The organism is Commensalibacter sp. M0268, from assembly GCF_016101925.1.
Lineage (GTDB): Bacteria > Pseudomonadota > Alphaproteobacteria > Acetobacterales > Acetobacteraceae > Commensalibacter > Commensalibacter melissae.
The window spans coordinates 126,187-144,657 of record NZ_JACFPQ010000002.1 but is presented as its reverse complement, the minus strand read 5'-3'; the positions used below and the strand labels follow the sequence as shown (position 1 = coordinate 144,657).

The following is an 18,471-nucleotide window of genomic DNA, read 5'->3' as shown; positions in this document are numbered from 1 at the left end:
CACATTCAGTTTGCAAAAGCGTCGTTCAAGGGAATGGAACATGTTTCAGAAACTTTCTTGCGCCATCGATCAACATTGACGCCATAGGTAATCCCCTTGATAATCGATAGCGAGTGAAGCATACTGTAAAGTGAAAAGTCGTTCCAAGATAGCTGCCGTTTCAAATCCAACAAAGGATAATTTTTCATTAAGGGTTCCAGACAGTCAATCGCCTTTTGAGTTCTCTGGATCAAGCTCGGATCGGCCAGATCAGAAACAAATCCCCCGCCAGAGGGATCCTTTTTTTTACGGTAATATTTCTTTGCCTCTTCTGTGGAAAATTCAGGAAACGGTGCATTTACCCAACGAGGATAGGTCAAGCGATAAATAAAACGTTGAACATGACTGATCCATTCCATAATTTCTTCATTATCAGGCAACGTAATCTTTGGCTTATCTATAGTTGTATCAATATAGTTAATAATATCACGACTTTCCGGCATAAAGCGATTTTGCTGATATTCCAATATAGGCAACTGTTTACGCCCTACCATTTGCATGGGACCATGAATGTCATCATATAGTAAATATGATATTTCGACGGGATAATTTTTCAAAACAAAAATCATTTTTGTCATGACACAAAAAGGACAATGTTCGTAAATATAAAGTTTCATAGCAATTAAACAACACCCCTCAAATGATCAACCCTGCAAATTGTCAAAATTTAAATTAATATATTTAAATCCCTTTTACTTTCATTAAAAATTATATTTGAAAATAAAATTACAAGGTCTTGTTGAATAATTTTACTATCATAACTTATAATTAAAAACTAAAATTATCATTTAGGAAATAAAAATGTTAATTCGAAAACAATTTCTTCTTCTTTTATCCATGTGTTATTTAATACCAATATATCATGCTTCTGCTAGTCTTGGTAAAAATCAACTATCCATATGGCCTAAAGCAGAAAAAGGATATCAAAGAATCGTAATTCAACTACCACCCCTTTCCAATGAATACAATGCACGTGTTGAATTGATTCCCCAGAAAAAAATTAAATCAGACTGTAACACGGTCATAATCCACGGTCATATGACAACACAAACAATTCAAGGATGGGGATATGATTTTTACAGATTAGACAAAATCAGCAAACCGGCTTCCACCCTGATGGCCTGTCCACAGATCATTAAACAAGAGAAGCAGGTTTCAATTACGACCAATTTAACCTTTATAAACTACAATAGTAAACTACCCCTCGTTGTTTATGTGCCGGACGATATAACTCTTGCTTATCGGATTTGGACATCTTCTCCAATGCATCAAGCTAGAAATAAATAAATTTGCGGCATAACTTCATAGAAACAACAAAGATAAGATTGAAACAAAATTTTTTGGTTCATCTACCTCAGCAAAACTGAATATTTATTTAAATAACTTCCCATTGATTTATAAGATTTATATGCTTTGGTCATAATGTCATATATTTTACAAACAAATTTGGATTTATCGATGAGTATATGTTTCAGGCTATAGAATCATATGGTTATTCAACTATTTTTCACTTTGAACCTGATAAAATTACTTATAAAATATATATCTCGAAAACAGCTTTACTAATTTTCAGGTCCAGATTGTTTTTCAAGGTATCAGGCTGATGCAAATAAACCGTTTCAAAACTTATTTGATCTCCTTTTGTTACAGGAATCGCATTAGAAAAAGTTAATTTTGGACTGGCACAAATTGTATTCATCACATCATTGATATAAGGAATCAGGGGAAATTCAATTTGATTAACAGGTTGAAACCGAATTGTTTTATCGGTTTTAACAATTTTTAAAACCAATTGATCGCCACCATGAAAAGAGATTGGTCCTGACAAATCCATATTTTCTTCCTTGAATATGAATGAGCCATTTATTTGTAACAAGCCCGTTGCGGGAATCCGCCATAATTCATTTTTATTTTGCCATTCATCTGAAATGTTTTGAACAGGGGATATTTTATCCAGTTTAAGTTTAGTCCATGAATTTTCTATTTTCTTTGAATGCGGTATGATTGAATCTTTGGATGACAACCTTATATAATGGTGATCATTTGCAGAAAAAGATTTTTCTGATGGAACAGGCTTAACAGTCCGATTTGAAATATTTGTGACCGAGGGTCTTATCTCTACAATATTATCATCATCCAATAATGATAAATTGGAAGAAACTACAGTTAAATCCGGTTTTCCCGATATGTTATTTTTTACCAAGACTTTATCATTAACAATATTCCATTCCCCAGAATTTTTCGGTTTATCCTTGATGGAGCAAAGTAAAACTGGTGAAGAATAACCTGGATAATCATGGCATAATATTAATGTGCCTATTGGAACATAATTTGGTAGTTCTTTAATGGAAAAGAATGCGAGTTGCAAAAAATCTGCTGAAAGATGTTTAGTCGAAACAACCCCATTACAACCAAGATAAATATTTTTAGGTTTTATTCTTGCTGTTCCAATATAAAGACTTTGTCCGGCAATCATTCCTTCTGTAACGACAGAAATCCCTTTTCCTATAGGATTCCCAGATATAAATGCATCTGTATGAATAGACTTGACATCAATATTCTCATTACACAATGAATTCCTTTTTATATCAGGTCTTGATGATTTTTCAATTTGCGATAGATAAGATTTATCTAAAAGGTTATATTCAATTGGAACCGGCTTAACGACCCCCTGCATTGTAAAAATCTTGAACCATTTTGAATTAATTTTAGGATCATATTGCCAGAGATTGTATGTTTTAAGATTTAATAATAAATCACCTTCAATCCAGGACAATCCAAATTCCTGCTTATAATATTGATCTGGATTGCTGTTAATAACCCATAATTCAGGTTTTCTTAAACCATGCCTTTGATTATAAACTGTTTTATTTTGACCAATAACATCCAGTAAAACCGTAAAAATTTGCTCTAATCCTGTATCAGTAATGATTTTAAATGCAATCGTCGATTTCGTATTTATTTTTCCTCCGGAAATATTGACTGAAAATTTACGTTTTGAAATCAAGAATTCATTCAGAATTATCGTAGGATCTCCACATTCAAATTCTATCGTATTAATGAATGATTGTGGATGCAGGGCGTAAGATAGATCAATTAAACAGGTCATGTCACAATTTTCAGTTACCTGTATAAAATCTATTTTATATCCCTTTTGCAAAACAGGTAAAATTGTCATCTTCCACTGTGAAAAATAAGGCATCATGAACCGTTTACAGCCTTTTTTGAACACACTCAAAACCATTTTAACCTGTACCTTGTCGCTTTATTAGAGCATATTAACAATAATATTTTTAATTAATAGAAAAATAGTATATTGAATATGGGTAGGGTAGTAACCTGGATCAATCAATATAATTAAATTATATAAAATTAATTCTGATATAATGAATATTTTACCTAGACCCCTCTTTCAGTTTTTAATTATCCCCGTGGGATTAAGTCTGATTTTACTTTCCCCTTCTTATGCAAAAACTGAGAAAGATAAACCGATGAATGATATAGATCGTGTTATCAGGCCTGAAAAAAAACAGGTTCTTGTACTAACTACCGGAGGAACCATCGCAGGATCAGCAACAACAGACAAGCTCGAATATAAAGCAGGTAACACCAAAGGAGAAGATCTTGTCGCTTCCATACCTGATTTACAAAACATGGCAAAAATTCATGTTGATCCCGTGGCGCAAATCGGTTCTCAGGATATGTCTGATACAATTTTATTAAAATTGGCCAAAAAAGTTCAGGCTGCTGAAAATAATCCTTCAATATCAGGAATTGTCATTACCCACGGCACTGATACCATGGAAGAAACCGCGTTTTTTCTTGATAAACTTATAAATTCGAAAAAACCAATTATTTTGACGGGTGCAATGCGCCCGACCAATTTTATCAGTTCAGATGGTGCATCCAATCTTGTCAATGCTGTTAAATTGGCTACACGCCCCGAGGCTTATCACCAACCTGTCATGATTGTAATGAATGACATGATTTATGATGCACATTCTGTTCAAAAAAACCATACAACCAGCCTCCAAACTTTTCAATCCCCCAATACAGGGCCAATCGGCATTATCAATAATGATCATGTATATTTTTACCGTACGTCCAGTAATGCAAGAAAACATATTTACGCCATTCCTAAAAAAGCTCCTTTTCCGCGTGTTGAAATTATTTATTCTCATATCCAGATGGATGGAGATCTTATTCATGATGCGGTCAAAAGAGGTGCAAAAGGCATAATCCTTGCTGGCGTTGGTGATGGAAATACATCAACCCAAGCAATACAAGCATTGCAAAAGGTCGCCAGCAAGGGTGTTATTGTTGTTCGATCCAGCAGAACGGGAAGCGGATTTGTCAATCGCAATGTTGAAGTTAATGATGATGCCAACAAATTTATAGCCGCAGCTGATTTAAACCCGCAAAAAGCCAGAATTTTGTTACAACTTATCTTGGCAAACAAGATTAATGAATTAGATACTATTCAACAACTTTTTTATGAAATGAACTGATTTAAAATAAATGCCATTATTATTATAAATATGGCATCCTAATTTTCACAATTTGATTCGTAAGCTTTAATTTTTTTACAAGCTTGAAATCAGAACAAGATTACGCTTATCCTAAACCTTCATTTAGAATAATTTTTATTAAAACCCAAATGTGGAGTTTTAGATTGATAAAATTTTTATCGTATACAATCCTGTCTCTAATAATCTCTTTGACTGTTCTATCGAATTTGACATATGCAAGATCTGTAAATACAAAATCCAGTGTTAAAATCGGTCCATTAAATAAATCGTCTAGAATCTTACCACAAATAGAAATTTTCGAAAGCCATGTCGGCATAAGCAAAAATTATGTTATAGCCTTAGATCCCATCCATCCTGGAGCAACTTTAATAGCCTACAATTCTCCTACCTGTCAGGCCAATACCCATGGAAATACGGTACTCAACCATCATGATCCATCAAAACTAGAATTCACTGCCAAAGAAGATCCCTATTGCAAAATATCTATGCAAATTACAAAAAACCATCAATTGAAAATACTTAGTGAGACAATTCCTTGTAGTACATGGCATGGGGATTTTTGCTCTTTTGAAACATTGCCAATAGTAAACCGTATTTATCCGATAACGATTAAAGAGAATATTTCTTCAAGCAAATCCGAAGAAAAGGGTCAACCCAAATGAAATCCTTATCCTTGATATCAAAAATAAAATATGCATATACATTTATCTGCATTATTTTATCTTTACCCACAATGGCAATGAATCCATCTCATTTCTCACAATCCATTACAGAACAAACTGTCGAAAAGGATCCCGTTAATCTGATCCTCTATGAAAACAGAACTCAGGGTAATTATGCGGCTGTAGGTTATATGCCATACTATCCGGCTTATGGCATGATTCATTATAACACTCCAAGCTGCAAAATTGAGATTACGGGTTTTGTTGATCCTTTTGCACTCAAGAAAAATAAATTAATTATCAGCTATAAGAAATGCAGGATATCCTTTGATCAGAATGGACAATCCCTAAAAAATCCACATGAAACTGAAGAATGTATGATTTATCATGTCAAGGAATGTAATTTTAGGGCGCTTTCTAATTTAAGAAAAATTGATTTTCAATCTAATACAGAATAATTAACAAAATATCATACACAATCTCACGAAATTGCGTATGATTGTATGCAGCTACAAAACAATATTATAGTTTTTTAACCATTTATGACCAATTCTATCAGCAGCCATAATAGCGGCATAAACCTGATCTTCAGTAACTTCGAAAGGCATATTGTGTATAGTGTCATCTTTTGCACAACTTGCCTTTGCCACTTTCATTATTTTTCCCTTAAGATCATCATTATCCTGTATACCAATTTGGTCAAGCGTAACCGGTAAACCTATTTGTACACAAAAATCAAGAACGGTTTCCAATTCTTCCTGTTTCGCATTTTCAAGTACAAGCTGAGCTAAAGTGCCGAATGCAACTTTTTCACCGTGTAACATGGTGTGACATTCTTCAAGAACGGTTAATCCATTATGGATTGCATGTGCACCTGCCAGGCCAGAACTTTCAAATCCGATACCACTTAAATACGTATTCGCCTCGATAATGTTGTCGACAGCTTTTATAGCAACTCCAGCCTCGACAGCCGCTTTCGCCTTCAACCCTTCCTCCAACAAGGTTTCATAACACAACCTGGCCAAATTCAAGGCTGCCAATGTTGATTGCCCCCCTGCCATGGAGACAGCTCTTGCCTCATAACAGGCTCTGGCTTCAAAATAGGTAGATAATGCATCTCCCATTCCTGAAATCAATAAACGAAGAGGTGCATTGGCAACAATTGTGCTATCCATAATTACCATATCAGGATTGGAAGGATACATCAAATATTCCTCAAAAGCGCCATCTTCGGTATAAATTACAGATAAAGCGCTGGTTGGCGCATCATTCGATGCAGCTGTCGGCACAATTATAACCGGAACCTTATTATAAAACGCAATGGCTTTCGCTGTATCAAGGGCTTTCCCGCCACCAACACCAACAACCCCTTTGCAACCGTGTCTCTTTAGAATTTGCCCTAAACGATTAATCTCTTTTTTACAACACTCTCCCCTAAAAATTTCAAAATATGCCTGCACCGAGGAAATCTGGAAACTTTTTTCCAATGTGGCTTGTGTCAAATTCATTACAAAACTATCAGCGACAACCAAATAATTATTGGCCAGCATCAAGGCATATTTACCAACTTTTTCAAGTGCACCAGCACCTTGGATATATTTTGACGGAGATTGAATAATCGTTAACATCACAAATCCTCTGATTATGTGTTCCTATTTTCAAATATTCACAACCATGGAATATACTAAATAGTTTAATACCAACTTAATTATACATAATAAGGATAATTTATTTTACAAATAATTTAAATATAATTGAGCATGCAAACATTATAAAAACACATGCTGATAATCTATCTATCCTAGACTTATAGATTTAATAAAAGGCCTGTATCCCGGAATGTGAAAAAGCCAATCCTACAAAAAGAAACCGGATCAGGGTTTCAAGCGTTATCATAATAAAAATAAAAAAAACATTGGAAGGATTTGACCCAAAATGAATAATTGAAAAAATACTTGAAAAATAAAGTAAAGCTTTCGGGTTGATTAAATTGGTAAACAATCCGGTAAAAAAATATGAATGACCAATGCCGTGCTCTGCCGGCAATGGTAAATCAGCCGATCTGTAAATCTGACATGCCATATAAAATAAATAAACTGACCCGCCAAATAAAACTAATTCACGTAAAAAAGGATAATATTAAAAAATAAGGTGTAATCCCAACAACGAGAACAAAGCCCAGATAATTGTCCCCAATGTTGTACCCGTTACAACTTGAATGACAGTTTTTTTATTGCCTATAACCTTGTTCTTGAATTTAATAGAAAATCAGAGCCCGGTACTACCAATACACATAAGTGTATGAAAAATATGCTGATAAAAAGCATAATACAATAAAATTCTCATTAACTATTCAAAAAGGTCAGAAACAGTATTCCATATTAAATTCAATTCTTGTCTTCAAAATATAAAAAATATTACTTAACCCTTGGACGAACAGGTTTAGGCAAGGGAAATTTATTTTCCTTGATATCATTGGATAACGCTGGAAAAGGATCAATCCCGGTTTTGTTAATGAAAAAAGCTATACTCATGCGATAACATACAGGCCTATGTGAATTTTTACAAAAATAAACCCCACCCTTTTTTAAGGAAGGAATATAAACCGCTTTCCAGACCGCATACGGAACCCATACTCCGTCATAACCGATTCTTTTGACCGGTTCCTGAAAATAAGAACCTGTTATAACATATAACTGATCGTAGGATATTGCCATTTTCCTTACATTATGTTCAATCCAGTTCCATTTTCCACTATTCAGCTGCTTTGTCTGAGGTACAATATTACTGGAGATAAAAGTCTGTACCTGAGATTGATAATCAGGCATATCCCCACTAGGCGTCATATGACCACGATCAAAACCTGATCCTCTGTAATCCCTGATAACAGGATCACGATTATCAAATTTACCATATCTTTTCATATTCTTACTGGCCATTACCTGATTTTTTGTTAAAAATTCAGCTGAATAAATATTCCCCAAAGTTATATCTGAAAAAGAAGCGGCATAATCTTTGAAGCAGACTGTTTTTATCGGCCATTCAATAACTGGCGGTTTTCCATATAAAAACTTATTTTGACATGGATTTTGCGCTTGAACACAAATTCCAAATCCCAATAAAATAAAAAGTAAAACCAATAACTTTTTTTTCACAATTACTCTTCAATCTTTATCTAGTCCATTAAAAAAATAATGATTGATACATAATTACTGCGAACCTATTGCACAATATAAAGGCAATTTTTTCTGATTAAATTTAATCTCTTGAACCATATTTAAAAATTATAAAATTTGGTTTTTTTAAAATTATCAATTTTTTGTCATGTAAAGACCATAACAGCTTTAAAACACTAATTACGATAACTTTATTATATTAACTTAAAAATAACGATATACACTTGTTTGGAATAACAAATTTTTCTGATAGAAATTCAAATAATAAATTCCGAGAAAAATCAATAATGGAAATTTTCAGTTTCTATAAATTATTTTTGAAATAAAAAATCATATAATCTTTTGAATTTATTACGAACTATATTTAGTTGGAATATTTAAAATAAAAACCAAGTTATGACGATAATATCTTATTCTCAAGCATTTATACATTTAATAACAATATATGAATTAATTTCATATAATTTCTTTTGTACGCTACAGAAAATATAATGATTATTTGATTAAAAAATTAATCTATATTAAGTAAGATTTAACTTAATAAATTATTAATTGGAGCGGGCGATGGGATTCGAACCCACGACCCCAACCTTGGCAAGGTTGTGCTCTACCCCTGAGCTACGCCCGCTCTGAAGAACGTAAAAGCCTTTTATGATATTTCTATTAAAGATGCAAGCGGAAAAAACAAAAATTAAAAATTATTTTTATTTCCTGTCTCTCATCCACTATAATATATACAAAAATCAATTCTAATATCTAGAAATTGTTAAACATATGAGAATCAAATTTTTCATTTAAATGAAACAGGATATGATTTATGGCGCTTTTTAAATCCCCGTCCCAACCTGCAAAAGGTCAACTTTTGACTGAACATGGAACAGCCATTTCATCGGCTTCTTCTTCCAAAACGAGTATTATTGAAGGTAATCAAAATAGCTTTGTTCAGGAAGTCGTTGAAGCCAGCCAAAAAATTCCTGTTTTAGTTGATTTTTGGGCGAATTGGTGCAACCCTTGCAAACAACTTACACCATTATTGGAAAAAATTGCAAATGCCACTCAAGGACGCGTGAAACTTGTAAAAATCGATATAGACGCAAATCAAGCCCTTGTCCAACAATTGATGCAGATCGGCCTTCCCATTCAGTCTATCCCTCTGGTTGCTGCTTTTTGGAAGGGGCAAATAGTCGATTTATTTCAAGGGGTGCAAGCTGAAAGTGCAATTCAACAATTTGTCAGTCAATTATTAAAAACCGCTGGCAGTGCAATGCCCAGCACGGATTTAATTGAACAGGGACAAACATTGTTGCATGACAAAAAATTCGATGAGGCAATGGGTGTTTTTTCCCAAGCCCTTGAACTGGAACCTGAAAAACCGGAAGCATGGGGCGGGTTGATACGATCAATTCTTGCCAGTGCAGGACCAGAAGCGGCACAGGAAAGTCTTGATCAAATTCCGGAATCCATACAGGATCATGCCGAAATTATAGGTGCAAAATCTGCCATTGACCTTGCTTTGGAAGGTAAAAAAAACACTGGGGATACACAGGCATTAATGGATAAAATCAAATCGGATCCAGATAATTATCAGGCTCGCTATGAACTGGCTACCGCTTTAAATGGAGCCGGAAAAAGAAATGAAGCCGCACATGAATTGCTTGAAATTATGAAAAGAGACAAAAGCTGGAATGATGAAGCGGCAAAAAAACAATTGTTACGTTTTTTTGAATCTTGGGGATTTGACGATCCAGCCACGTTACAGGGCCGTCGTCAATTATCAACCTTATTATTTTCTTAAGCCCGATTGCCAATAGAATTTATCTGATTCATTAAAGGATAAACAAATGTCTCAAAATACCCCTCCCATTGATCCAAAACTGCTTTCAATCCTTGTCTGTCCTGTGACAAAAGGCCCTCTTATTTATGATCGTGATGCTGATGAACTGATCAGTTGCAATGCAGGTCTGGCTTATCCAATTAGGGATGGCATACCAATAATGCTTGCCAATGAAGCAAGAACATTAAGCGATGATGAAATCTCAAATTATAAGAAACCAAAATAATATCGTTAAAAGCATTTCATGAGGAAAAGATATCATGACCTCTGCAAAAATCATTACAAAGCGCCTTTAATGTAAATTGAATGATGGAAGGGCAAGATTTTTTAGCCTCTTCCAGCAGTGGATTTAACAAGGAATCAAAATCAACATGAATATCACAGGCATTCGGCAATTTTTTATGTTTGCCGTTGGCCTGTCTTACAGACTGAATCTTAAAAAAATAAAATATTTCTTTTAAGGCATGTTCCAAGGCTTTTTCGGTATTGGGATGTAATTTTTGACCATAAGCCTCCATTGCTCTTGCCACGAAAATACTATCACTTTGCAAACGTCGCAAAATTGGGAATAACTGCACAAGCACAGGATCCGTTTCTTCCAAAACACAGGTAGGCCGTTCTTTACGTGCTTCATCTATATCACTGGCCAATTCGCGAAGTTCTGTAATGATTTCATCATTTTTGGCTTCAACAGCATCCCATGAAATTCCTTCAATCAATACAGCGTGTAATAATTTATATAATTTACTAAAAGCTTCCTTGGCATGTAAAAAGGCATGATATCTAGCCTGAGGTCTCAATATACAATAACTAACCAATAAAGAGGCCAATACACCTACAACAATAGAAAAGATACGATCAAAAGGTCTTTCAAAAATCCCTCCGGGTGAAGGGAATAGAAAAACGACTGCAAGTGTCACAACTCCAAGCCTCATGGTGGGACGCCATGAAACGAACATAACCATCGGAATCATTACGATTGTAAATACTATAATCGGTGACCAGCCACAATAAATCTGCAAGGCAATGGCTATGATCCCTGCAATTCCACCAATCAGAGAACCAATAATTTGATCACGACTGGTCTGAAGAGTTTGAGCGATACGACTTTGCGTCACGATAACAGCTGTAATTAAAGCCCAATAAGGTTCGTTCAATTTACATAGATGTGCAAGTAGACTTGCTGTTGCTACAGATAATAATAACCGAACACTTTGAATAACAGCGGGATATAAATTCAGCCTTTTAATTCCAAACCTCATTTATACCTTGCTCGATTAACCGTAAATCTTGGAATTCATGATCAGAATTATCGTTTATGATCGCTTTTGTTTCTTTCGGAAACGAACGGGACTGCAACCCAATGCATAACGGAACCGCTTTGAACCAGTAAAAGCATTGAAGTGGGATTTCTGTTTTCTTTTTTTACACTTGTGATTGCCTGTTGAAGCATATCAACATCATTTACAGTTTTAGTATTTGTTCCCACAATTACATCTCCAGGCTTTAAACGCTGCATCAAATTTTTCTCTTTATGATGTACGGTGGTCACTACAACGCCCTGCTGTTTTTCTGCCAGATTATATTTCTGTCTTAGTAAATTCGTTATCGTACTGACCGTAATATTCAGATCTTTAATTACTAATACCCTTGCCTTTTCATCCTGAATATCACTCTCCTTACTTTCCTCATTTTCTTCAAGATTTTGTATCTCTATGGGTAAATCAACAACTTTTCCCCGTCTTATAACTGTTAAATTAATTTGTGAATGAATGGGAGCGGCAGCAACCATCCTTGGCATTGTGTGGGCTGTAACAACCTGGCTATTTATTTTTTCTATGATATCGCCAGATTTTAATCCAGCTTTATCAGCAGGGCTACCCTTCTCAATTTTTACAACCAAGGCTCCCTGAAACGGTTTTACATTCAGGCTACTCGCTATACTTTCATTAATTTCCTGAATACGAACACCAATCCATCCACGAGTCACCTTGCCGTTTACACGAAGCTGATTGATAATATCCCTTGCCTCATTGGCAGGTATGGCGAAAGCAATGCCTATTGACCCTCCAGAAGGTGAAAAAATAGCTGTATTAATGCCTATGACCTCTCCTTTGATGTTAAATAAGGGACCTCCGGAATTTCCCTTGTTGATTGGGGCATCTGTCTGAATAAAATCGTCATATGGCCCCTGCTCTATATCCCTTCCCCTTGACGAAATAATACCGAATGTTACGGTTCCAGATAAACCATATGGGTTACCAATTGCCAAAACCCAGTCACCTATCCTTGAATAATCACTATTGCCAAAATGCGCAATGGTTAATGGTTCTTTGACATTAATCTTAAGTAAGGCAATATCTGTTCTTTCGTCATATCCCTTCAATACCGCTTTAACCGTCCGATTATCCTGTAAAGTTATCAAAATCTGGTCGGCATCTTTAATAACATGATAATTTGTAACGATAAGGCCTGATGAATCAATAATGAAACCAGAACCCAAAGCCTGAAGATGATCCATACCGTCATCAGGACCACTCTTGCCATTCATATAGTTTTGAAAGAATTTTTCGAAAGGGGAATCTGGATCAGAAGCGGTATCCTCCGTATTGTCATCATCTTCATCATCATGCTGCCCCGGTTTAAGAACTCGACTGGTTGAGATATTAACCACCGTCGGCAATAATTTTTCGGCAACATTTGCAAAACTACCAGAAGAACATCGAGAACTAAATTTATCTGGCCAAGTTAAACGACCTATAAAAGGTAAATTAACAGCAGGTTGAGCTTGCAACCGATGAGTTGAAACCAAACCGAATATCCCCATGGTAAGGATCAAACAACGTGTCAAATCCCCTTGAAAAAGATTTTTTGACATACTTATTCTTTATTCATTAAAAATAATAACAGCATTATTACAGGTTACTTCATGCGCAAACTTATTTCTTTTCTAAAAATCATGTAGAGATCAAATAACTGAATTAATTTAACCATAAAATTCATTAAAATAAATATAAATCTATCTAAAATCATGATTTTATGGTTACACTGTTTTAAAATTCTAACATCTTAGACATGAATTCATGATAAGCTTATTTCTGAATAAATCCTGATTTTTGAAATTATTGAACTTTAATAATATTATTGGGATCTTAGATTGATATTTCTTAATCGTTGTCTTTTTTTATCAAGATATAAAGACAGGAGATAAAGAATATATATTGCGATACAATTTATACCTAACTGCAAAAATACTGATTGTCCCCAGCTAGCGAACATCAAACGCCCCCATAGATCAAAAACCGTACTCAAGGAAAAAACCTCCAGCGAGTGTCGACCATATAAGGCCAAAAGCTGCCCAATTTTATTTTCGGAAAATTGTTTGGTCCATTTTGAAGATTGAACAAGGTAAAATATTGCGATAACGTCCATCAATCGCAATGGTGAAAGATAAGCCTTTGCAGGAGTATGCAGTTCTATCAATCTCAAATCGGGTAATCCCCAATATCCCCATGGAAACGCTTCTAGGAAAGAAAAGATTAAATAAGCGATAGCAAGTCCCTGTAACCATACAAAATATGGAAAATTACCTTCATGCTTACCTGCAAGAATAGAACCATAAATCCCAAGCGTGAATAAAAACTGCCATGCTAAAGGATTAAAAAACCAACCATCAGGATCGAGCCAGTTAGGAAAATTGAACCATGGATCAAGATTAACCCAACCCCATAGCAAAAAACTTATTCCCAACGCCAACCACCAACGATATTTCATGATTAAATAAAGTATGGGAAAAAAGGCGAGTAAAATGATATAGAGTGGCAAAATATTCAGATTACTTGGCAATGCATCCAGAAGTAACAACCGCCAGAATACTCTTAAGATACTGTGACCATGCGCCAATTCAGGCTCTAAAAAATCAACTGGCAGTATCCATATCCGACGCCACTGATAGATGCTGAATAATGTAATTAATACCAAGCCTATCTGAAAAAGATAAATTTTCCAGCAACGTGCAAAAATCCTTTTGCAAATTTTCCAAAACCCGTCAAGCGGAATCCTTCTTCCATATGCAAGCCAGGAAGCATATCCAGCTAATAATACGAAAATTTCTGCTGCATCGGCAAACCCTACATTCCGCATGGTAAAACGATTTAGAAGATTTTCAGGAATATGGTCAATATACATCATGATCAGCGCCAATCCACGCAAAGCATCGATACGATGATCCCTTTTTGATTTTTTTTGCTGTTTGATCAGAACTTTATTCCTTAACGATTCTTTCCAATTTATTCTACATTTTCTTTCTAAATAAAATGAAGAAAATTGGTTCAGAGCTTCATTACAACTTTACAAATCTGTTATATACTTTTTAAAATAAACTTGATAATTACATTTTTTAATGATTGTTTCTTCAAGGTTTTACATGAATAACCCTATTTCAATTAACCGGCAAAAAGTCAAAGAGGCTTTGAAAGATTTTACGCTTCCATGGTCTCCCCATATTCGGCTGCTAGACACTGATTTGATTGAAACGCTTCATATTGAAAACCAAAAAATACATATAATGTTAAAAGTCCCCAATGTCGATCCCGCTCAAGTGGAACCATTACGGGCAAAAATCGAACACCATTTAAGTCAGCTTAAAGATGTGGAACAAGCCCGTGTTTTTATGAATGCCATTTCTTCCGGCTTACATGATCCAACCATATCAAAACGCTTGGTATTCCCACCCAAACAAACCGGTCATACCAAATCAGATACAACTTCAATAAAAGCAAATAATATAAAAAATGCCAAACCCATTGAAGCTCTCAATTCGGTTAAATGTGTCATTGCAATCGCTTCGGGAAAAGGAGGTGTTGGAAAATCCTCAACAACTGTCAATCTTGCGATTGCCTTGTCCCAAAAAGGATTAAAGGTTGGCATCATGGACGCTGATATCTATGGCCCTTCCATTCCACATATGCTTGATCTAAAAGGCAAGATAGAAGTAAGAGACCACAAACTGATCCCAATGACGGCATGGGGTATTTCAGCAATTTCCATTGGCATGCTGGTTCCCACGAATCAGGCGGTTATATGGCGGGGACCCATGGTAATGGGGGCGGTCAAACAACTGTTGTCAGACGTAAAATGGGGAGAGTTGGATATCATGTTGATTGATATGCCTCCTGGGACGGGTGATGTTCAAATTACCCTTGGCCAATCCATTAAATTAGATGGTGCGATAATGGTTTCCACACCTCAGGATATTGCTTTATTGGATGCCAAAAGAGGTATTTCTCTTTTTCAGAAAACGCGAACCCCCATATTGGGTATCATTGAAAATATGTCTTATTTTCTTTGTCCTCATTGTCAGGAAAAAACCTATATATTTGGACAGGATGGTGTTAAAAAAGAAGCCAAAGCTTTGAATATCCCTTTTTTGGGGGAAATACCTATTTTACCTGCGATCCGTACGGCATCAGATGAGGGAATTCCCATAACCGTTCAACAACCTGATGGCCCAGAAAGTCAAGCCTACCATGCTATTGCAGATTTAATTTATCCCGCCATTTGTAAAACAGGACTTGCAAATAGCAAAAATTCCTAAAAACCCTGTCACCCCGAATCTATTTCTCTAAAGAAGATCCAGGACCTGCCAAAACATAACAAACCTTATTTTTTGGCATATACCGACATAAAGGTCCCTGCTTTCCGTTTTTTCCTAAAATTCCAAATTCAAAAATCAACCCCAAAACCAAAACGAAAGTACAGGCAATATACCAAGGGCGTAAAGTGGCAAATTCGATTTTTTGATTTGGATCTAGAGGTTTAATGTCAGAATCAAGACTTGAAGGTTGGGTAAAAAAACTTTCTCCCATTGATTCAGATGATGAATGGACGGATTTACCAGGTAATTCATACTCATATTTATCGACAGGAAGATTCTTTTTATCTTTATAATCCATAATGAAATTTTCAACTACTTTCATATTTATAATCAAATATTTAGCATAGTTCATTTTTTCTTTGTATAAAAAGTCTCATGTAGATACTGATTATCCGCATCCAGATTACGTCCAAAAGGAAGAAACCACATCGCTGCAACAATGCCGATAAATAAAATGATAATACCAGCAACATATAAAAGTTTTTCCATTTTCAATCTTTCCAAGAGATTTTATATACACATTAACTCTAGGATTTGTAATGATCCAGAATCTGCATCATTTCTGTCCATTCACGTTTGCTTAATCCACTGTCAGCTTGATCAACAGATTGTCCATTTAACAACTTGCCAATAACACTCATCATGGTCGAGGAAAATGTTACAGCCCCTTTGCGATAATCTTCAAATGCCTCACAAGCCAGAGGAACCCATGCCCGAACCGTTTTCAGCATTACTTCGGCATAAACACGGATTTCATATTGTGCATGCGAGTCAATTCTTAGCTGCAAGAAATGAAATAAATTATGTAAGTTAACCTTCCAGTACCATTGACTATAACTGTTCAAGGTCAAGTTCATTCTGGCAAGCTCACGAGCCAGCCCAAAACCATTTTCTTCAGGAGTACGAAGCATTTTTTCATAATCATCATAGCATTTTTGCGCATCATTACGTAAAAGCGATAGAACTGCCTCTGATTGGTCAGCAGAAAGAACTTCTCCACGACCTTGATGATTAACCTTACTTTGCATTGCCAATACGCGAGGTTCGGGAATATAGAATTCTCTATCCATTATTGAATATCGGGCCGAATATTCATTCACGCTGGCCGTACGATGACGAATCCATTGTCGTGCTACAAAAATTGGTAATTTAACATGAAACTTAATTTCACACATTTCAAAAGGGGTTGTGTGATAATGACGCATTAAATATCGAATCAAACCACGGTCTTCCGATACTTTTTTTGTACCGGTTCCATATGAAACTCGGGCTGCCTGAACAATTGCAGAATCATTACCCATATAATCGACAACCCTGACAAATCCATGATCCAGTACAGGAAAAGCTTGATAAAGCATTTCTTCCAAACCTGGTGAAATTGGCCGTTTTGTATAAAGTTGCTGACTTGACTGCGCTTTAATATCTGCCTGTTGTTCTTCTGTAAGTGCCATAATAATCTATTTACTCATTTTAAGTACGACTAAGAAATTATTTATAAACCAGTATAAAACTATTTTCCTAAAATATATGATTTTAATGGTTTTTAACAGTCATGATTTGCATATTCCCCTCGTTAGCTATTTAAAAAAAATCAAGAAAACTGCTTTTAAACAAATCATTAACTTTCACACCCTGTCCAAAATCAGCTGATATTTTTCATTTCATTATGTGGATCCCTAAAGATTTTGGCAAACTCTGATAAAAATGATAATCAAGAGTAAAATCTTTTCCCTGTTGGGAAGATTCAAGATTAATAAATTTTATCGATCATATCCGTTCTGGAAAGATTAGATTTGTATTCTCTCTCTCCCTTAGGAATTGCTCTTTTAAACCGGGATCTATAATAAATAGTTCTCCGGATTTTAAAATTAATCGATTATATAAAATATCCATATCAAAATTTTGCGGCTTTAAATTCAAACCCGATAAACAGGACAGATCAATGTGGACAAAATTTTTTCCGAAATATATAGCGGGCTTCATTAGTAAAAAATGACTGATTATCATCATATGAAAAATCAACCGTAATTGAATGATAGCCTGTTTTATATAAAAAATTGGCTATACTTCCCAAAATAATTCTTGTACCGTTTCCCATACCCTCTGTTCTCAAATAGTTAATATGAATTTGATACCCTGACTTTTCCGATACTCTGGTCTTGTAAAAATAATCTATCCCGCTTAGCTGATGGGATAAAGATTTAATCCGCCAATTTTCAGCATTTATTCTGCCAATATCAAAGTTCACATGAACCCTGTTTAAAACGGTTTTCTATATTGAAGTTTCCCAGAAACCGTTATTTGAAATCCCTATTTTCTTAACATTTAAATGACTACCATCTTCAAGCATCACATTTATATTCTCGAAAATGACCGTTTGGAAAACTTTAAGGACAAACGCCCTGGAATATGGATAATGCCCTTTTTTCCTGCAATCCGTGTCAGGGCATTATGCGTGTATTCTAATATGAACGGAGCCTCCCCATAACGTATATTATATAAATTCAGTCCTATAATAAATAAAAAGCAAAACAAATAGAGAGAAAAATACTTTTTTCAATTTATTCATTTTGCA

Annotated in this window: 18 protein-coding genes, 1 tRNA gene and 1 pseudogene; 7 read left to right on the top strand and 13 right to left on the bottom strand. The window is 35.1% G+C overall.

Going from position 1 to position 18,471, the window contains the following annotated elements:
- Nucleotides 1-5: 5 nt before the first annotated feature.
- Nucleotides 6-656, bottom strand: coding sequence for a glutaredoxin 2 (gene grxB, locus H3R28_RS04075; protein ID WP_122123307.1), 651 nt, complete (start codon nucleotides 654-656; stop codon nucleotides 6-8).
- Nucleotides 657-840: 184 nt separating this feature from the next.
- Between grxB and H3R28_RS04070 the strand changes: the two genes are divergently transcribed.
- A complete protein-coding gene (locus H3R28_RS04070; protein WP_198209691.1) occupies nucleotides 841-1,326 on the top strand; it encodes an ecotin in 486 nt (161 codons plus the stop codon).
- Between the two features lie 244 nt (nucleotides 1,327-1,570).
- Here H3R28_RS04070 and H3R28_RS04065 read toward each other — a convergent pair whose 3' ends face one another.
- On the bottom strand, nucleotides 1,571-3,283 hold the full coding sequence (locus H3R28_RS04065) for a hypothetical protein (RefSeq protein ID WP_198209689.1): 1,713 nt from the start codon (nucleotides 3,281-3,283) through the stop codon (nucleotides 1,571-1,573).
- 142 nt (nucleotides 3,284-3,425) lie between these two features.
- On the opposite strand from H3R28_RS04065, the gene H3R28_RS04060 reads away from it, so the two are divergent.
- The 3 genes from H3R28_RS04060 to H3R28_RS04050 all read left to right on the top strand — a co-directional run bounded on the left by H3R28_RS04060 (nucleotide 3,426) and on the right by H3R28_RS04050 (nucleotide 5,688).
- Nucleotides 3,426-4,547 (top strand): asparaginase, encoded by a 1,122-nt coding sequence (locus H3R28_RS04060; RefSeq protein ID WP_230873404.1) that lies wholly within the window; start codon nucleotides 3,426-3,428, stop codon nucleotides 4,545-4,547.
- A 164-nt stretch (nucleotides 4,548-4,711) separates the two neighbouring features.
- Complete coding sequence (locus tag H3R28_RS04055; protein ID WP_155565163.1) at nucleotides 4,712-5,230, top strand: hypothetical protein; 519 nt, start codon at nucleotides 4,712-4,714, stop codon at nucleotides 5,228-5,230.
- Nucleotides 5,227-5,688 (top strand): hypothetical protein, encoded by a 462-nt coding sequence (locus tag H3R28_RS04050; protein WP_198209687.1) that lies wholly within the window; start codon nucleotides 5,227-5,229, stop codon nucleotides 5,686-5,688. The genes H3R28_RS04055 and H3R28_RS04050 overlap by 4 nt, the downstream gene beginning before the upstream one ends.
- Before the next feature lie 51 nt (nucleotides 5,689-5,739).
- Here the strand turns inward: H3R28_RS04050 and H3R28_RS04045 are convergent, their stop codons facing one another.
- The 4 genes and pseudogenes from H3R28_RS04045 to H3R28_RS04030 form a co-directional block, all read right to left on the bottom strand.
- Nucleotides 5,740-6,858, bottom strand: a complete 1,119-nt coding sequence (locus H3R28_RS04045; protein ID WP_198209686.1) for a glycerol dehydrogenase — start codon at nucleotides 6,856-6,858, stop codon at nucleotides 5,740-5,742.
- 187 nt (nucleotides 6,859-7,045) lie between these two features.
- Nucleotides 7,046-7,354: pseudogene (locus H3R28_RS04040) on the bottom strand (LysE family transporter); the annotation flags it as partial.
- A gap of 293 nt (nucleotides 7,355-7,647) precedes the next feature.
- Complete coding sequence (locus H3R28_RS04035; RefSeq protein ID WP_198209685.1) at nucleotides 7,648-8,385, bottom strand: DNA/RNA non-specific endonuclease; 738 nt, start codon at nucleotides 8,383-8,385, stop codon at nucleotides 7,648-7,650.
- Nucleotides 8,386-8,959: 574 nt separating this feature from the next.
- Nucleotides 8,960-9,034: transfer RNA gene (locus H3R28_RS04030), tRNA-Gly, on the bottom strand.
- Between the two features lie 189 nt (nucleotides 9,035-9,223).
- On the opposite strand from H3R28_RS04030, the gene H3R28_RS04025 reads away from it, so the two are divergent.
- Entirely contained in the window at nucleotides 9,224-10,201 is a 978-nt protein-coding gene (locus tag H3R28_RS04025; protein ID WP_198209684.1) for a co-chaperone YbbN, read from the top strand.
- A gap of 46 nt (nucleotides 10,202-10,247) precedes the next feature.
- Entirely contained in the window at nucleotides 10,248-10,466 is a 219-nt protein-coding gene (locus H3R28_RS04020; RefSeq protein WP_155565157.1) for a Trm112 family protein, read from the top strand.
- A 16-nt stretch (nucleotides 10,467-10,482) separates the two neighbouring features.
- Here H3R28_RS04020 and H3R28_RS04015 read toward each other — a convergent pair whose 3' ends face one another.
- The 3 genes from H3R28_RS04015 to H3R28_RS04005 form a co-directional block, all read right to left on the bottom strand.
- Nucleotides 10,483-11,502: an aromatic acid exporter family protein gene (locus H3R28_RS04015; RefSeq protein ID WP_155569001.1), complete on the bottom strand. Its 1,020-nt coding sequence runs from the start codon at nucleotides 11,500-11,502 to the stop codon at nucleotides 10,483-10,485.
- Nucleotides 11,503-11,549: 47 nt separating this feature from the next.
- Nucleotides 11,550-13,118, bottom strand: coding sequence for a Do family serine endopeptidase (locus H3R28_RS04010; protein ID WP_230873403.1), 1,569 nt, complete (start codon nucleotides 13,116-13,118; stop codon nucleotides 11,550-11,552).
- A 263-nt stretch (nucleotides 13,119-13,381) separates the two neighbouring features.
- Entirely contained in the window at nucleotides 13,382-14,461 is a 1,080-nt protein-coding gene (locus H3R28_RS04005) for an OpgC domain-containing protein (protein ID WP_198210039.1), read from the bottom strand.
- A gap of 205 nt (nucleotides 14,462-14,666) precedes the next feature.
- On the opposite strand from H3R28_RS04005, the gene H3R28_RS04000 reads away from it, so the two are divergent.
- Nucleotides 14,667-15,836 (top strand): Mrp/NBP35 family ATP-binding protein, encoded by a 1,170-nt coding sequence (locus H3R28_RS04000; RefSeq protein WP_198209683.1) that lies wholly within the window; start codon nucleotides 14,667-14,669, stop codon nucleotides 15,834-15,836.
- Nucleotides 15,837-15,855: 19 nt separating this feature from the next.
- Here the strand turns inward: H3R28_RS04000 and H3R28_RS03995 are convergent, their stop codons facing one another.
- The 4 genes from H3R28_RS03995 to H3R28_RS03980 all read right to left on the bottom strand — a co-directional run bounded on the left by H3R28_RS03995 (nucleotide 15,856) and on the right by H3R28_RS03980 (nucleotide 18,144).
- Nucleotides 15,856-16,218, bottom strand: a complete 363-nt coding sequence (locus H3R28_RS03995) for a hypothetical protein (protein ID WP_198210977.1) — start codon at nucleotides 16,216-16,218, stop codon at nucleotides 15,856-15,858.
- 26 nt (nucleotides 16,219-16,244) lie between these two features.
- Nucleotides 16,245-16,385 (bottom strand): hypothetical protein, encoded by a 141-nt coding sequence (locus H3R28_RS03990; protein WP_155565153.1) that lies wholly within the window; start codon nucleotides 16,383-16,385, stop codon nucleotides 16,245-16,247.
- A gap of 38 nt (nucleotides 16,386-16,423) precedes the next feature.
- Complete coding sequence (thyX, locus tag H3R28_RS03985) at nucleotides 16,424-17,347, bottom strand: FAD-dependent thymidylate synthase (protein ID WP_198184773.1); 924 nt, start codon at nucleotides 17,345-17,347, stop codon at nucleotides 16,424-16,426.
- A gap of 488 nt (nucleotides 17,348-17,835) precedes the next feature.
- The gene (locus tag H3R28_RS03980; protein WP_198209681.1) at nucleotides 17,836-18,144 is read right to left on the bottom strand and encodes a hypothetical protein; all 309 of its coding nucleotides are present in this window, start codon (nucleotides 18,142-18,144) and stop codon (nucleotides 17,836-17,838) included.
- Between the last annotated feature and the right edge of the window lie 327 nt (nucleotides 18,145-18,471).

What these genes read in the sequence shown, in the direction of transcription:
- H3R28_RS04045 (WP_198209686.1), bottom strand. Translation starts at nt 6,858, where the DNA reads ATGTTAACGATTATTCAATCTCCGTCAAAATATATCCAAGGTGCTGGT.
- thyX (WP_198184773.1), bottom strand. Translation starts at nt 17,347, where the DNA reads ATGGCACTTACAGAAGAACAACAGGCAGATATTAAAGCGCAGTCAAGT.
- H3R28_RS04020 (WP_155565157.1), top strand. Translation starts at nt 10,248, where the DNA reads ATGTCTCAAAATACCCCTCCCATTGATCCAAAACTGCTTTCAATCCTT.
- H3R28_RS04010 (WP_230873403.1), bottom strand. Translation starts at nt 13,118, where the DNA reads ATGTCAAAAAATCTTTTTCAAGGGGATTTGACACGTTGTTTGATCCTT.
- H3R28_RS04015 (WP_155569001.1), bottom strand. Translation starts at nt 11,502, where the DNA reads ATGAGGTTTGGAATTAAAAGGCTGAATTTATATCCCGCTGTTATTCAA.
- grxB (WP_122123307.1), bottom strand. Translation starts at nt 656, where the DNA reads ATGAAACTTTATATTTACGAACATTGTCCTTTTTGTGTCATGACAAAA.
- H3R28_RS04025 (WP_198209684.1), top strand. Translation starts at nt 9,224, where the DNA reads ATGGCGCTTTTTAAATCCCCGTCCCAACCTGCAAAAGGTCAACTTTTG.
- H3R28_RS04070 (WP_198209691.1), top strand. Translation starts at nt 841, where the DNA reads ATGTTAATTCGAAAACAATTTCTTCTTCTTTTATCCATGTGTTATTTA.
- H3R28_RS03995 (WP_198210977.1), bottom strand. Translation starts at nt 16,218, where the DNA reads ATGAAAGTAGTTGAAAATTTCATTATGGATTATAAAGATAAAAAGAAT.
- H3R28_RS04060 (WP_230873404.1), top strand. Translation starts at nt 3,426, where the DNA reads ATGAATATTTTACCTAGACCCCTCTTTCAGTTTTTAATTATCCCCGTG.
- H3R28_RS04050 (WP_198209687.1), top strand. Translation starts at nt 5,227, where the DNA reads ATGAAATCCTTATCCTTGATATCAAAAATAAAATATGCATATACATTT.
- H3R28_RS03990 (WP_155565153.1), bottom strand. Translation starts at nt 16,385, where the DNA reads ATGGAAAAACTTTTATATGTTGCTGGTATTATCATTTTATTTATCGGC.
- H3R28_RS04000 (WP_198209683.1), top strand. Translation starts at nt 14,667, where the DNA reads ATGAATAACCCTATTTCAATTAACCGGCAAAAAGTCAAAGAGGCTTTG.
- H3R28_RS04065 (WP_198209689.1), bottom strand. Translation starts at nt 3,283, where the DNA reads ATGGTTTTGAGTGTGTTCAAAAAAGGCTGTAAACGGTTCATGATGCCT.